Origin of the sequence: Porphyromonas gingivalis ATCC 33277 (genome assembly GCF_000010505.1) — a bacterium.
Taxonomy (GTDB): Bacteria; Bacteroidota; Bacteroidia; order Bacteroidales; family Porphyromonadaceae; genus Porphyromonas; species Porphyromonas gingivalis.
The window spans coordinates 1,920,736-1,936,742 of record NC_010729.1 but is presented as its reverse complement, the minus strand read 5'-3'; the positions used below and the strand labels follow the sequence as shown (position 1 = coordinate 1,936,742).

General features: G+C 47.1%; 10 protein-coding genes and 2 pseudogenes. 4 read left to right on the top strand and 8 right to left on the bottom strand.

The window, feature by feature from the left end:
- Positions 1 to 337 precede the first annotated feature (337 nt).
- The 4 genes from PGN_RS12120 to PGN_RS08215 all read left to right on the top strand — a co-directional run bounded on the left by PGN_RS12120 (position 338) and on the right by PGN_RS08215 (position 8,193).
- A complete protein-coding gene (locus PGN_RS12120) occupies positions 338 to 556 on the top strand; it encodes a neutral zinc metallopeptidase (protein ID WP_306485448.1) in 219 nt (72 codons plus the stop codon).
- A gap of 94 nt (positions 557 to 650) precedes the next feature.
- Positions 651 to 1,574 carry a PG_1841 family phosphatidylglycerol lysyltransferase-like protein gene (locus PGN_RS08225; RefSeq protein ID WP_012458490.1) on the top strand — a complete coding sequence of 308 codons (924 nt, stop codon included), beginning with the start codon at positions 651 to 653 and terminating at the stop codon, positions 1,572 to 1,574.
- A complete protein-coding gene (locus tag PGN_RS08220; protein WP_043876334.1) occupies positions 1,555 to 2,574 on the top strand; it encodes a GNAT family N-acetyltransferase in 1,020 nt (339 codons plus the stop codon). Before PGN_RS08225 ends, PGN_RS08220 begins: the two co-directional genes overlap by 20 nt.
- A gap of 447 nt (positions 2,575 to 3,021) precedes the next feature.
- On the top strand, positions 3,022 to 8,193 hold the full coding sequence (locus tag PGN_RS08215; RefSeq protein ID WP_012458488.1) for a Lys-gingipain: 5,172 nt from the start codon (positions 3,022 to 3,024) through the stop codon (positions 8,191 to 8,193).
- A 227-nt stretch (positions 8,194 to 8,420) separates the two neighbouring features.
- Here PGN_RS08215 and PGN_RS12000 read toward each other — a convergent pair.
- The 8 genes and pseudogenes from PGN_RS12000 to spt form a co-directional block, all read right to left on the bottom strand.
- Positions 8,421 to 8,583: pseudogene (locus PGN_RS12000) on the bottom strand (DNA methylase).
- A 3-nt stretch (positions 8,584 to 8,586) separates the two neighbouring features.
- Positions 8,587 to 9,671 (bottom strand): annotated as a pseudogene (locus PGN_RS08210) (IS5 family transposase).
- Positions 9,672 to 9,794: 123 nt separating this feature from the next.
- On the bottom strand, positions 9,795 to 10,697 hold the full coding sequence (locus PGN_RS08205) for an IS982-like element IS195 family transposase (RefSeq protein WP_012457509.1): 903 nt from the start codon (positions 10,695 to 10,697) through the stop codon (positions 9,795 to 9,797).
- A gap of 403 nt (positions 10,698 to 11,100) precedes the next feature.
- Positions 11,101 to 11,895 (bottom strand): polysaccharide deacetylase family protein, encoded by a 795-nt coding sequence (locus tag PGN_RS08200; protein WP_005873735.1) that lies wholly within the window; start codon positions 11,893 to 11,895, stop codon positions 11,101 to 11,103.
- Entirely contained in the window at positions 11,883 to 12,593 is a 711-nt protein-coding gene (locus PGN_RS08195; protein WP_039417419.1) for a glycosyltransferase, read from the bottom strand. The genes PGN_RS08200 and PGN_RS08195 overlap by 13 nt, the downstream gene beginning before the upstream one ends.
- Entirely contained in the window at positions 12,580 to 13,767 is a 1,188-nt protein-coding gene (locus PGN_RS08190) for a glycosyltransferase family 87 protein (protein WP_012458485.1), read from the bottom strand. Before PGN_RS08190 ends, PGN_RS08195 begins: the two co-directional genes overlap by 14 nt.
- A 41-nt stretch (positions 13,768 to 13,808) precedes the next feature.
- Positions 13,809 to 14,432: a uridine kinase gene (gene udk / locus PGN_RS08185; protein WP_005873721.1), complete on the bottom strand. Its 624-nt coding sequence runs from the start codon at positions 14,430 to 14,432 to the stop codon at positions 13,809 to 13,811.
- Positions 14,433 to 14,486: 54 nt separating this feature from the next.
- Positions 14,487 to 15,674 carry a serine palmitoyltransferase gene (gene spt / locus PGN_RS08180; RefSeq protein WP_012458484.1) on the bottom strand — a complete coding sequence of 396 codons (1,188 nt, stop codon included), beginning with the start codon at positions 15,672 to 15,674 and terminating at the stop codon, positions 14,487 to 14,489.
- Positions 15,675 to 16,007: the final 333 nt, after the last annotated feature.

The following is a 16,007-nucleotide window of genomic DNA, read 5'->3' as shown; positions in this document are numbered from 1 at the left end:
TGATTATTTTCGATCGGTATGCTCTACCAACCGATCGCTTTAATCGGTCGCCCGGCTTCCATAAAAAGGAGTCGGGCGACTCTTTTACTCCAACCAAATAAGCATTGTTTTATAGCCTTTCGGAATATACTCCGGAAGGGGGTCGAGCTACGCCCTACAGCGACTCGGGCTACGCCGTAGAGCGTACCGAGCTGCGCTCTACGGCTCTTCGAGCTACGCTGTAGGGCTCACTGCGCCAAGCTCTACGGCTCAGCTCGGCCACCTCTACGGCTCCCGGAGCGGAACTCTACGGCTCGGCTCGCTACGCTGTAGAGCGTACCTCGCCGAGCTCTACAGCATAGCTCGAAGAGCTGTACGGGATAGTCCGTTATCCTCTACGGAGTACCACCATCTGCCCTGTGGTATAGCCCATCTTCCTGTTCGGAAACAATCGCAGGGCTATGTGGTACCTGATGCTTTCGCACATGGCACTTCCTCTCAGAGGATGTATTGGTTCAAACGAGGGTTCGAGACAGGAGATTTCTCCGCAGGTGACACATTTGCCGAATTGAAATAGGGAAAAGGATGAAACTTTTTCGGTGTTAAAGGTGTTTCACCGATAAATTAACGTCTCCCTTCTATATGAACAGGGGGTGACAAAACCAATGCGAATGAATATTAAATTCAAACCGGTAGAACCTGCTGACAGATCAGCTATAACAACTATCACCTTTTCTTCAGTGGCAAGAATTTGCGACCTGGCTTTTTCCAATCTCTATTGCTGGAGTTTCGTCTATGGCACGTCTTGGGCTATTGTGGAGGACTGTCTGATCATCCGTTTCAAACCGAAAAGCCGTAGTCATCCGGTCTATCTCTTTCCTGTGGGAGCTGATCCTGAGCAAGTAGTGGCCGCTGCCCATCGACTGAAAGCAGAAGTAGTGCACGAAGATTATCCCTTGATATTTATGGGGGTGACTCCCGATATTCACCGATGTATAGAGGAACATTGCTCGGCTGAGTATTACTTTATCGAGGATGAAGCCTATTGCGACTATATATACGAACGTGAAAGTTTAGCGACTTTGTCAGGCAAAAAGTTGCAGGCCAAGCGCAATCATATCAATAAATTTTTCTCTCTCTACCCCGACTATACATACGATCTTGTTAAGGATAGCGATGCCGAAGAATGCTTGATGCTGGCTCATCTATGGCTGGATAGCCGAGGTGATCAGGACGGAAGAGAGCTGGAGGTAGAGATGGTAGAGCGTGCTTTTCGGCATCGTCAGGAGCTGGGGCTTTCGGGGGGAGTACTACGAGTCGGTGGCCGGGTAGTGGCTTTCTGTTTAGGCTCCCCTATCAATGCCGACACTTTTGGGGTACATATCGAAAAGGCCGATGCTATGGTGGAAGGCGCGTTTGCGATGATTAATAGAGAATTTGCCCGTTCGATACCGGACACATTCCGCTACATCAATCGCGAGGAGGATTTAGGGCTGCCGGGACTGCGCCAGGCCAAACTATCTTATCGCCCTGCCATTCTTTTGCCCAAACAAACAGCCATACTGCGACGCGATCATGACCGAATCCAAGCGTGAAGCATCTGTGCGGCTATGGCGCATCTGCTTCAAAGACCCTGAGCCTTTCATTGAGCTTTATTTCCACAAAGTTTTCCGTGAGGATTATACCTTGCTACAGTATAGCGAGACAGGAGAGGCTGTAGCACATCTGCAAATGCTTCCTTATCAACTGCGAATTTTTGGCACTTCTTTCTCAGCCGGTTATATTTCCGGAGCATGCACACACCCCGATCATCGTGGCAAAGGCATTATGCGCACGATGATGGCGGAAGCTCTTTCAGCCATGTATGACCGTGGCGATATCTGTAGTTTCCTTATTCCTGCCGAAACATGGCTGTACGATTTCTACTCTCGCAGCGGTGGCTATGCGCCGGCCTTTGGTCGGAAACAATTCCTATATAGACCGAATTCTATCCCACAAAAGTTTCCCAGCGGCTATGCCTGTACGATCGGACAGGGAGATTACAGCTTTCTCTCAGCCGAGGAGCATACGGATATTCGCTTGGCCGTACAGCATACTCTCGGGCAGTGGCAAACGGCTTTGAAGGATTTTTCTTTGGCAGGTGGTAATGTTGCCATGTTGCAGGACAGTGCTGGTAAGACTGTAAGTCAGGCTTGTTTTGTTCCGAGAGAGAATAGTCTTGATATCAAACTGCTTGTAGGGGACGCCGAAGCAACATTCATACTTGTCGATCACCTGCTCCGATCTTTGGATTGTGACCATGCCTCTATTCTTGCACATTCGGGAAGTGCTCCATACGGAATGCTCAGGATCCTACGCCCGATACCCATACTCGAAGCCTTTGCTCAGTACCATCCTGCAGAAGTTCACTCTTTCGCATATAGTGACCCTCTTTTCTCTCAGCATAATGGTACCTATCATATCAGTAAGGGGCATATTGTCTTTTCGAACAATGTACAGCCCGAGAACTCTTTACTTCCACATCACACCCCCGACTCCTTAGTCAAGGATCTTTTTTCCCCTTTCCCCTCCGCTCTCTTCCTCATGCTGGACTGACTTAACCTTGGTCTGCTCTACTTTTCGGTTGTAAATACATGCAATACAATAACTTTAAGTGTTGTTAGACAACACTTTTACAAGACTCTGACTTTTAATGAGGTGGAGCATGAACCTTTTCCTCTTTCATCTTCTCATTCAGATTATAGTCAATATTTTAGTAAAAGGCTAATTGACAGCCTTTTATAAGGGTTAATCCCTTGTCGCTTATATTGAAAACATGTTCTTTATAATCCGATACTCTTCTTAAATCGAATTTTTTCTCTAAATTGCGCCGCAACAAAACTCCTTGAGAAAAGTACCAATAGAAATAGAAGGTAGCATTTTGCCTTTAAATTCCTTTTCTTTTCTTGGATTGTTCTTGAAATGAATCTTATTTGTGGATCTTTTTTGTTTTTTTAACCCGGCCGTGGTTCTCTGAATCACGACCATAAATTGTTTTAAAGTATGAGGAAATTATTATTGCTGATCGCGGCGTCCCTTTTGGGAGTTGGTCTTTACGCCCAAAGCGCCAAGATTAAGCTTGATGCTCCGACTACTCGAACGACATGTACGAACAATAGCTTCAAGCAGTTCGATGCAAGCTTTTCGTTCAATGAAGTCGAGCTGACAAAGGTGGAGACCAAAGGTGGTACTTTCGCCTCAGTGTCAATTCCGGGTGCATTCCCGACCGGTGAGGTTGGTTCTCCCGAAGTGCCAGCAGTTAGGAAGTTGATTGCTGTGCCTGTCGGAGCCACACCTGTTGTTCGCGTGAAAAGTTTTACCGAGCAAGTTTACTCTCTGAACCAATACGGTTCCGAAAAACTCATGCCACATCAACCCTCTATGAGCAAGAGTGATGATCCCGAAAAGGTTCCCTTCGTTTACAATGCTGCTGCTTATGCACGCAAAGGTTTTGTCGGACAAGAACTGACCCAAGTAGAAATGTTGGGGACAATGCGTGGTGTTCGCATTGCAGCTCTTACCATTAATCCTGTTCAGTATGATGTGGTTGCAAACCAATTGAAGGTTAGAAACAACATCGAAATTGAAGTAAGCTTTCAAGGAGCTGATGAAGTAGCTACACAACGTTTGTATGATGCTTCTTTTAGCCCTTATTTCGAAACAGCTTATAAACAGCTCTTCAATAGAGATGTTTATACAGATCATGGCGACTTGTATAATACGCCGGTTCGTATGCTTGTTGTTGCAGGTGCAAAATTCAAAGAAGCTCTCAAGCCTTGGCTCACTTGGAAGGCTCAAAAGGGCTTCTATCTGGATGTGCATTACACAGACGAAGCTGAAGTAGGAACGACAAACGCCTCTATCAAGGCATTTATTCACAAGAAATACAATGATGGATTGGCAGCTAGTGCTGCTCCGGTCTTCTTGGCTTTGGTTGGTGACACTGACGTTATTAGCGGAGAAAAAGGAAAGAAAACAAAAAAAGTTACCGACTTGTATTACAGTGCAGTCGATGGCGACTATTTCCCTGAAATGTATACTTTCCGTATGTCTGCTTCTTCCCCAGAAGAACTGACGAACATCATTGATAAGGTATTGATGTATGAAAAGGCTACCATGCCGGATAAGAGCTATTTGGAAAAGGCCCTCTTGATTGCCGGTGCTGACTCCTACTGGAATCCTAAGATAGGCCAGCAAACCATCAAATATGCTGTACAGTATTACTACAATCAAGATCATGGCTATACAGATGTGTACAGTTACCCTAAAGCTCCTTATACAGGCTGCTATAGTCACTTGAATACCGGTGTCGGCTTTGCCAACTATACAGCGCATGGATCTGAGACATCATGGGCAGATCCGTCGCTGACCGCCACTCAAGTGAAAGCACTCACAAATAAGGACAAATACTTCTTAGCTATTGGGAACTGCTGTGTTACAGCTCAATTCGATTATCCACAGCCTTGCTTTGGAGAGGTAATGACTCGTGTCAAGGAGAAAGGTGCTTATGCCTATATCGGTTCATCTCCGAATTCTTATTGGGGCGAGGACTACTATTGGAGTGTCGGTGCTAATGCCGTATTTGGTGTTCAGCCTACTTTTGAAGGTACGTCTATGGGTTCTTATGATGCTACATTCTTGGAAGATTCGTACAACACAGTGAATTCTATTATGTGGGCAGGTAATCTTGCCGCTACTCATGCTGGAAATATCGGCAATATTACCCATATCGGTGCTCATTACTATTGGGAAGCTTATCATGTCCTTGGCGATGGTTCGGTTATGCCTTATCGTGCAATGCCTAAGACCAATACTTATACGCTTCCTGCTTCTCTGCCTCAGAATCAGGCTTCTTATAGCATTCAGGCTTCTGCCGGTTCTTACGTAGCTATTTCTAAAGATGGAGTTTTGTATGGAACAGGTGTTGCTAATGCCAGCGGTGTTGCGACTGTGAATATGACTAAGCAGATTACGGAAAATGGTAATTATGATGTAGTTATCACTCGCTCTAATTATCTTCCTGTGATCAAGCAAATTCAGGCAGGAGAGCCTAGCCCCTACCAGCCTGTTTCCAACTTGACTGCTACAACGCAGGGTCAGAAAGTAACGCTCAAGTGGGATGCCCCGAGCGCAAAGAAGGCAGAAGCTTCCCGTGAAGTAAAACGGATCGGAGACGGTCTTTTCGTTACGATCGAACCTGCAAACGATGTACGTGCCAACGAAGCCAAGGTTGTGCTCGCAGCAGACAACGTATGGGGAGACAATACGGGTTACCAGTTCTTGTTGGATGCCGATCACAATACATTCGGAAGTGTCATTCCGGCAACCGGTCCTCTCTTTACCGGAACAGCTTCTTCCAATCTTTACAGTGCGAACTTCGAGTATTTGATCCCGGCCAATGCCGATCCTGTTGTTACTACACAGAATATTATCGTTACAGGACAGGGTGAAGTTGTAATCCCCGGTGGTGTTTACGACTATTGCATTACGAACCCGGAACCTGCATCCGGAAAGATGTGGATCGCAGGAGATGGAGGCAACCAGCCTGCACGTTATGACGATTTCACATTCGAAGCAGGCAAGAAGTACACCTTCACGATGCGTCGCGCCGGAATGGGAGATGGAACTGATATGGAAGTCGAAGACGATTCACCTGCAAGCTATACCTATACAGTCTATCGTGACGGCACGAAGATCCAGGAAGGTCTGACGGCTACGACATTCGAAGAAGACGGTGTAGCTGCAGGCAATCATGAGTATTGCGTGGAAGTTAAGTACACAGCCGGCGTATCTCCGAAGGTATGTAAAGACGTTACGGTAGAAGGATCCAATGAATTTGCTCCTGTACAGAACCTGACCGGTAGTGCAGTCGGCCAGAAAGTAACGCTTAAGTGGGATGCACCTAATGGTACCCCAAATCCGAATCCGAATCCGAATCCGGGAACAACAACACTTTCCGAATCATTCGAAAATGGTATTCCTGCCTCATGGAAGACGATCGATGCAGACGGTGACGGGCATGGCTGGAAACCTGGAAATGCTCCCGGAATCGCTGGCTACAATAGCAATGGTTGTGTATATTCAGAGTCATTCGGTCTTGGTGGTATAGGAGTTCTTACCCCTGACAACTATCTGATAACACCGGCATTGGATTTGCCTAACGGAGGTAAGTTGACTTTCTGGGTATGCGCACAGGATGCTAATTATGCATCCGAGCACTATGCGGTGTATGCATCTTCGACCGGTAACGATGCATCCAACTTCACGAATGCTTTGTTGGAAGAGACGATTACGGCAAAAGGTGTTCGCTCGCCGGAAGCTATTCGTGGTCGTATACAGGGTACTTGGCGCCAGAAGACGGTAGACCTTCCCGCAGGTACGAAATATGTTGCTTTCCGTCACTTCCAAAGCACGGATATGTTCTACATCGACCTTGATGAGGTTGAGATCAAGGCCAATGGCAAGCGCGCAGACTTCACGGAAACGTTCGAGTCTTCTACTCATGGAGAGGCACCAGCGGAATGGACTACTATCGATGCCGATGGCGATGGTCAGGATTGGCTCTGTCTGTCTTCCGGACAATTGGACTGGCTGACAGCTCATGGCGGCACCAACGTAGTAGCCTCTTTCTCATGGAATGGAATGGCTTTGAATCCTGATAACTATCTCATCTCAAAGGATGTTACAGGCGCAACGAAGGTAAAGTACTACTATGCAGTCAACGACGGTTTTCCCGGGGATCACTATGCGGTGATGATCTCCAAGACGGGCACGAACGCCGGAGACTTCACGGTTGTTTTCGAAGAAACGCCTAACGGAATAAATAAGGGCGGAGCAAGATTCGGTCTTTCCACGGAAGCCAATGGCGCCAAACCTCAAAGTGTATGGATCGAGCGTACGGTAGATTTGCCTGCGGGCACGAAGTATGTTGCTTTCCGTCACTACAATTGCTCGGATTTGAACTACATTCTTTTGGATGATATTCAGTTCACCATGGGTGGCAGCCCCACCCCGACCGATTATACCTACACGGTATATCGTGATGGTACGAAGATCAAGGAAGGTCTGACCGAAACGACCTTCGAAGAAGACGGCGTAGCTACGGGCAATCATGAGTATTGCGTGGAAGTGAAGTACACAGCCGGCGTATCTCCGAAGGTGTGTGTAAACGTAACTATTAATCCGACTCAGTTCAATCCTGTAAAGAACCTGAAGGCACAACCGGATGGCGGCGACGTGGTTCTCAAGTGGGAAGCCCCGAGTGGCAAACGAGGAGAACTGCTTAATGAAGATTTTGAAGGAGACGCTATTCCCACAGGGTGGACAGCATTGGATGCCGATGGTGACGGTAATAACTGGGATATCACGCTCAATGAATTTACGCGAGGAGAGCGTCATGTTCTTTCACCTTTACGCGCCAGCAACGTAGCCATATCCTATTCTTCTTTACTTCAGGGTCAAGAATATTTGCCTCTCACGCCGAACAACTTTCTGATCACTCCGAAGGTTGAAGGAGCAAAGAAGATTACTTATAAGGTGGGTTCACCGGGTCTTCCTCAATGGAGTCATGATCATTATGCACTCTGTATCTCCAAGAGCGGAACGGCTGCAGCCGACTTCGAAGTAATCTTTGAAGAAACGATGACCTACACTCAAGGAGGAGCCAACTTGACAAGAGAAAAAGACCTCCCTGCCGGCACGAAATATGTCGCTTTCCGTCATTACAATTGCACGGATGTTCTGGGCATAATGATTGACGATGTAGTGATAACAGGTGAAGGCGAAGGTCCCAGTTACACCTACACGGTGTATCGTGACGGCACGAAGATCCAGGAAGGTCTGACCGAAACGACCTACCGCGATGCAGGAATGAGTGCACAATCTCATGAGTATTGCGTAGAGGTTAAGTACGCAGCCGGCGTATCTCCGAAGGTTTGTGTGGATTATATTCCTGATGGAGTGGCAGACGTAACTGCTCAGAAGCCTTACACGCTGACGGTTGTAGGAAAGACTATCACGGTAACTTGCCAAGGCGAAGCTATGATCTACGACATGAACGGTCGTCGTCTGGCAGCGGGTCGCAACACGGTTGTTTACACGGCTCAGGGCGGCTACTATGCAGTCATGGTTGTCGTTGACGGCAAGTCTTACGTAGAGAAACTCGCTATCAAGTAATTCTGTCTTGGACTCGGAGACTTTGTGCAGACACTTTTAATATAGGTCTGTAATTGTCTCAGAGTATGAATCGGTCGCCCGACTTCCTTAAAAGGAGGTCGGGCGACTTCGTTTTTATTATTGCTGTCTGGTAAACTTGTCAAGAGGAGACCTTTGAAAAATGGGGCGGTCAATAATTTTCGGTCTATGGGTCAAATTGCAGGCTACTGTTTTAGGTGTATGTTGGGCTATCTTCCTATCTTTAAGAGACCTTTGAAAAATAAGGAGATGGAGGGAAGAGGAGTTCTTGGCATAAAAGGAGCGAGTGAAAGGGGTGGCAGTAAGGAGTGAAAGTAGTTGTAAATCCCCCCTTTGAGGAGCTACTTGTACGAGCTCCTCAAGGGTGGTTATGCCTTATCCTACGGATGAGGACATAATTATCCCCGGCGTTCTGTATAAATTAAAGGCGATGCTTTCAAGAATGTTTTGAGTATGGGTCTTGGCAAGTCCCCGGTATCGACATGTCCGCCATGAAACCACCGGCGAATACTGCCAAAGGTGCGTTCGATGGTGCTCCGTATCGGACTGATTGCTTTGTTTCGTTGCTTCTCTTCCTCGGTCAATGCCCTGTTGCGTTGTGCCTTGTGCATAATGCCGTCTTGAAGGTGATGGGTTTGCAGGTAGGAACGATTTTCCCCGCAAGCATATCCTTTGTCCGCCAAGACGGCTGTACCTTGAGGTATGTTTGCACCCTGCAATAGCGGAATAAACTCCTTCGTGTCACTGCGGTTCGCTGCTGTCGTTATCACCTTTTGAACAATGCCTTGAACATTGGCCGGACAATGCTTTTTGTATCCGTAGTGATAACGCTTTTGTTTGTACACCCAACGGGCTTCTTCATCCGTCCCTTTACGCTGACGGACAACCTGTTTTTGATAATCCTCCTCTGCCTCTTTTTCCTCCTCGCTCCGATTGTCTTGCCTGTCATCTGCGACTTCAATCGTAATGCTTCCGTTGGGTTTATGCGGCGTCTCCACAAGGCTTGCATCCACAAGCACCCCTTCCCTTACCGAAATGTGATGGCGCGAAAGTTGTTTGTTAAACTGCGCCAATAGTTTGTCCATGAGACCCAACTCTGTCAGTGCCGAACGAAATCGACTGATGGTGCTGTGGTCGGGAGATACCTCTTCCATCTTCAGCCCCAAGAATCGGGAAAAGGTGATTGAATCATTGATGCGCTCCTCCAAAGCACAATCACTGAGGTTGTACCATGTCTCCAAAAGCAACATCTTGAATAAGAGAATCACGTCATAAGCCGGGGCACCGATGGCATTTTGTCGCTTCGTGTATTTCTTGTTGATCAGCGTCCTGATCGGACGCCAATCGATAAGCCTGTCAACCTGATTGAGGAAGTCGTTTTGTGCTTTGCGATAACGCTTTGAAAGGAGTGCGTCTGCAAATGTTACATGCTCATCGGTATTCTTGAATTGGTATGCCATGGGAGGAATATTATGCTGTTTTTAATGCTCAAATATACAAAATAACTCCCTATTATACAATGAATTAATAAACAAAATACACACCAATCGCCGTGCAAAGGTCTCCTTTAACGTCAGTTCGATCTAAGCGGAAATAGGAAAGTTAGGGTTTCTGATGATTTCAATATTGAGTTCAGGCTTTTTAGGCAGGATGTTGTAAGCGATGATACCGGAGATCAGGTTGGTGACAAAATTGTTGACACTGCGATGTCTCGTGTGCTCTATCGGGCAGAGATTTTTGAACATATCATTGACCGTTTCGATCAGGGCTCTCTTTCTCAATAAAACTTTGTCATATAGATGCATCAGGGAGTTCTTCATGTTCTTTTTGATTTTGGTTATCATGTGGATGTCATCGACAAAGAGCCGGTCAAAAAGGTTTTGGGAAATGTAGCCTCTATCGGCAATGAGTTTGCCAAAAAGATTCTTGGTGAATGTTCCGTCTTTCAGAGGTTCTCTGTCATCACAATTGCCCGGTGTGATTTGATAGTTGATGATTTCACCCCTGTCGTTGATAACAATATGTAGTTTGAATCCATAAAACCAACCCATGGTGCTTTTGCCTTTTTGAGCCCATCCCCTCATTGTCCTATGCCCATGAGCTCGTTTGATATGACAAGCCTTCAGTGGGGTGGAATCGATGAAAGAGATGCCTGTACATTGACCCAAACAACACATATTGAGAAATGCTATCAGCTTGAAACCTACCCTGCTTTGCAGCTCCACAAAGCGATTATAAGAGACAAGATGTGGGAACTCGGATCGACAAGAATGGGTGATGTATTGAAGATAAAAAGCTTTCAAATCTCGGTATCTTGACAGATGAAACAGGATCAGGATGGTCATGACCTCACTGTCCGACATCTTAAACTTTCTATTCCTGCGTTTTTTGTCTTCCTCTTCGAGGGTCTTTTTCTTGATTGCTTCATCAAAAAGCTTGGAGAAATCATCTATGATGCAAAAAACATCAACTATATTTGTCTTCATAAAGTAGCGTTTTGTTTGTTCGTATCTTATTGATTATCAACTGCTAAGATGCAAATAATTCGCTACTTTTTCAAGCATAATGCCCACGTTCTTTGGGCGTTTAACCCTAATCAGAAAACAAATTCATTGGCTTTTTCTTACGTCGAACTGACGTTAACTTTCCTATTTCCGCTTAGATCGAACTGACGTTCTATTACAGAAGTTTATATATTTCTGTTGCATACAAATCGTAAACGTTCCATATTAGACCATAGTATCCTCTAACGTGAGTTGATTCTTTGTATCTTCAGGAAAGATCAAAGAGCAGGCGTATGGCTGCCAAGTAAACAGAGATTCCCTCAAGTTTCCTTCAGGCATATGCTTGAGGTTCGCAGAGACACACAGGTCCTCGTTTTTGAGCGAATCAGCCTTGCTTTTGAAAACGATAGTAATCTGAGAAAGTGCCGAAAGAACAACCATCGGCGAGGAGGGTGTCGATCACGGCCTCCAGTCTGCGACACATTTTTTCGCCACTGTTATGAGTAACGGTATAGCTCAGTTTGCAGTCGGGTAAACAGCTGATCTCAGCGAACTCCCAAGGGTGAAAATAAAGATTGAGATAATTGTCGCGCCGAACGGTGTGACGAATCATCCTGATGTATAGCCTGAGGGGAAGATGGTGGAGGGAAAGCCAAAAGAGAGGGAAACGCAATAGAGGTGTTACCGAACTCGGCATCTGCAAGACCCCATACTTGTCGAAATAGGGTAATCTCGGAGCCGAGAGATGATTGTAGCGACCGGGGATACAAGTCGGATTGAGCGAAGAATTGTACAAGTAACCGGCTTCGGCTATTTCCGCATCGCCAACGGGCATCATACGTGGCATCCGAAAACCGCAGACATCGGTACCATCCCACAGAGAAGCGAGCTTCTGACGAGATTCGGCAAGGTGCTCTTTGGAGAAAGAAGAGTGAAACACACCATGAGAGGCCAATTCGTGTCCATCCGTGTAAATGCCCTTTCGCAGATCCTCCGGCAATGATTCCCAGAAAGTAACGGTACTGAAGAAGGTGGACCGAACGCCTTTTTTTCTCAATATATGGAGGATGGCTTCTGTCCCTTGACGACTGATGCGCAATTGTTCTTCCGATGGGAAGTCCTTATATCCCTGCTCAAGGGGTACATCGAACTCCTCGATATCGAAACTCAAGAGAACCATCTTGCTTTGATCAATTTGGGGATTTTATAGACTTCACGAAGGATAGTCTTGGCTTTCATTACCGACAGAGAGATGTCAGGACGAATGGAGCCGCTGACGACTGCTATGCACACTTTTTTTCTCTTAGCCAGACAGATAAACTCGGTATCGAACAGGAAACTATCTATCCGTGTTTGGAGGAAAATAAAACGTCCCACTGAGGAGAACCCCTTAAGTCCTCCTTGTGTATCAGTCGTTGGCAAGAAGAAGAATTTGTTTACAAAATGCGAAAAGTCGGAAAGCATTTTCCGCTTTAAGCGAATCTTTTTCCCATAAGATTCCGGCTCTCTGCGAGATATAACGACATCTGCACCTTCCAGAAGGGCTTCTATCACCTGTTTATATGAATCCAGAGTAAACGGCAGATCATAATCCGTATAGAGCACAAAAGGAGCATCGGTTTGTCCTACTCCATAGCGGACGGCAAAGCCCTTTCCTCTATTCTTGGCATAGTCGCAATAGATGACCTCCCACGGCGATGTTGCCCAATGCGAACGTACCTCGTCAGAATGACCTTCATTGCTCCCATCGGGTACGATGAATATGCGAAAAGTCACGTCCGGTATACTATCGGACAAAGCTGTCAAGCGAGATATAGCCTCTCGCTCCCACCCCTGACCGGGACGGTATGCCGGCAGTACCACATCAATTCTGATCATAGGCCAAAGATGAGGATGTGTCCGCTTGGGTAGAGAGATAATGCGTGCAAAGCAGCTCTATACTCAACCGTATCCAAACCAAGGTCGGGAATAGAGCCTTCAATGCGTATGGGAGCACGACATTCTTGCGAAGAGCCGCAGGGAACAGATCGGTCGGCGATAAAGAGGAGAGGAATAGTGTTCCGACTAAGAGTGTAATATCCAGCCGGTCGGGTTTCCCTTTGGGGCGATGTATGAACCAGATACCGACACCCAACAACGCTATGATATAAGTACTCGATTCGCTACCGGTACTGAATAAAACTGTGAAAAGCAGAGTCGAAGCCAATATACTCATCCGAAAGAGTGGAGCCTTGTACTGACTGAATCGGAGGAAAGGAAGAGCGAACAGGATAAGTCCGGGGACTAACAACAGCAAGTCGGAGTAGCCGGCAATACCGGTCATTTTCCTAACCATCCCGAGCAGGGAAACGTTTTGATACAGGGAGAACAGATTCTCCCCATTCTTCGTGCCAAGGCTGGCAAACCAATTCATATACTGCTCAAGGGCATAAGAACCTCCTCCAAACAACATCGGCAAGATACCGATCAGACCGAACCATGCAAAAAGCCAAGCCAAATAGCGGCCTTTTCTTTTCACAAACGGGAAGAAAGCCAAGCCAACGATACCATACAGTTTGGTCAGGGTTCCTAATACGATGAAAAGCGTTGCCGCCCATTCCTTTTTCTTCTCCACAAAAGCAAAGCTGAGCAGAATACATGCTCCTATAAGGATGTTGAACTGCTGCATACACAAAGCCGTGTACAGGTCAAGGAAGGCAATCCATAGGATGGCAGCCTTTTTCTTTTCGCTCGTGGGTAATTGGCTGACAGCCCAAAGGCATCCGGCAACCGAAAAGCACAGCCACAGCAGCATCCCTATGAAAGAAGGCAAAAGGGCAAAAGGGGCGAAAAGGATAGAGAAGACAGGGCCGTAGAGAAAAACATCGTGATGCTCTGCCGGATAGACCGAATAGAGCGACTGATGTCGGGAGAAATGATAGAAAGAGGAGCGGAATATGGTATAGTTATTGTGCCTGTGCGGAGCAGCTTTCGTAATGGCAGATACGATGGCAGCTATCCACCACAATACAGGAATGCTGTTTTGGAAAGAAAGCCTTGGTTTTAATCGCATTAAGGTTTTGGTTTTGAGAGAAAGATCGGAGTATCCGGCTGTTATTCTTCCTTACGAATCACCGATCGGATTTTTTCGACAAGGAGTGAGAGCGCCACCGAATTGAATCCACCTTCCGGAATGATCAGATCAGCGTACCGCTTGGATGGTTCCACAAAATCCTCGTGCATAGGCCGAACCGTACTGAAGTACTGTGCCAATACCGAATCCATATTGCGTCCCCGTTCCTGGACATCGCGCACAAGGCGGCGCGCCAATCGAATATCCGCATCGGTATCGACGAATACTTTCACATTCATCAGATCCCGCAGCTCTTTGTTTTCGAATATCAGGATTCCATCCAGTACGATTACTTTGGCAGGACGAACGGTTACTTTTTCTTGCAAACGATTGTGCTCTACGAAAGAATAGACCGGACGCTCTATCGTTTTGCCTGCCTTCAGAGAGAGAATATCTCTGACGAACATATCCGTGTCGAAAGCATTGGGATGGTCGTAGTTCAGCTTCTTTCTTTCCTCAAGGGAGAGGTGGTCATTGGCCTTGTAATAGTAATCGTGACAGAGTACAAGCACATCTTCTTCGACGAAAGCCTCACAGAGCTTTTTCACCAATGTACTCTTGCCGGAAGCACTTCCGCCTGCTACTCCTATTATCGTTGTATTCATTACCATCCTCCTCCAAAGGAGCGTGTCGCAACACGCTGTTATCATTAATTACACTTACAGGACACCGTTCTGCTTGAATACCTTATGCAGCTTTTCGATGGCAAAGTCGAGTTGCTCCTTCGTATGCGTAGCCATGAGTGAAAAGCGAATAAGGGTGTCGGACGGAGCTACCGCCGGAGAGACCACCGGATTGACGAATACCCCTTCTTCGAAAGCGTCTCGGGTTATTTGGAATGTCTTCTCGTTGTTGCGGATAAAAAGCGGGATAATAGGTGTCGATGTATGACCTATTTCGAATCCAAGACTGCGGAATGCGTTCAATGAGTAGTGCGTCAGCTCCCACAATCGGGCTAAACGCTCCGGTTCGCTAAGCATAATGTCCAGAGCAGCTGCTGCCGCTGCCGTAGAGGCCGGCGTACAGCTGGCACTGAAAATATAGGATCGGGCGTGGTGGCGCAGGTAGTTGATAACGCTCTTGTCTCCTGCAATAAACCCTCCGAGCGAAGCGAAAGATTTGCTGAAAGTACCCATGATCAAGTCCACTTCGTCGGTCAGACCGAAGTGATTGCAGACGCCGCGTCCGTGGTCGCCCATCACGCCGATACCGTGAGCTTCGTCCACCATCACATTGGCGTTGTATCGCTTGGCGAGGCGAACGATTTCGGGCAGATTGCAGACATCACCCTCCATACTGAAGACACCATCGACCACAATCAGTTTGATCTTGTCCGGGTCGCACTGCTGGAGCCGCTTCTCCAGAGAACCCATATCATTATGCTTGTACTTTAACTTCGTGCTGAATGAAAGGCGAATACCCTCGATGATCGAAGCATGATCCAACTCGTCCCAGATGATATAATCCTCGCGGCCGGTGATGCAGGAGACAACGCCCAGATTCACTTGGAAGCCGGTAGAGAAGCTGATGGCATCTTCCTTGCCGACGAACTCGGCCAGCCGTTTTTCCAGTTCGAGGTGAATATCGAGTGTGCCGTTGAGGAACCGGGAGCCGGCACAGCCCGTACCGTACTTCTTTGTCGCTTCGATAGCTGCCTCCTTGACTTTCGGGTGGTTCGTCAGTCCCAGATATGCATTGGAGCCGAACATGAGGACTTTCCGACCATCGATAACGACCTCGGTGTCCTGATCACTTTCGATTTTTCTGAAATAAGGGTAAATACCTGCGGCTTGTGCCTTTTGCGGCTCGGTATACTGAGCCAATTTATCCTGTAACAATTTTCCCATTAGCCTCGAGAGTTAGCTTATTAGGCACAAATGTAAAAAAAAACGTGACGCTGACAGCACAGATTCAGGGCAAGCGTGCAGAGAGGAAGAGAGGAAAAGTCTCTTTGGAAAACCTTCTCCCAAGACATCAAGAAGTATCGGGACGATCCCTTAGGAGTCCCTGTTGAGACCCCCGGGGAGTCTCCTATGGGACCCCTAAGGAGTCTCGGGTAGGACCCCTTAGGGGTCTCAGGAGGGATCCCTAAGGGATCTTGGAAGGGAACCCTTGGGGGGTGAGAGCGAACTGAATAGAGAAGAGAGAAGAAGGCGGAGTATACTGCAAGGCTTTTCGAT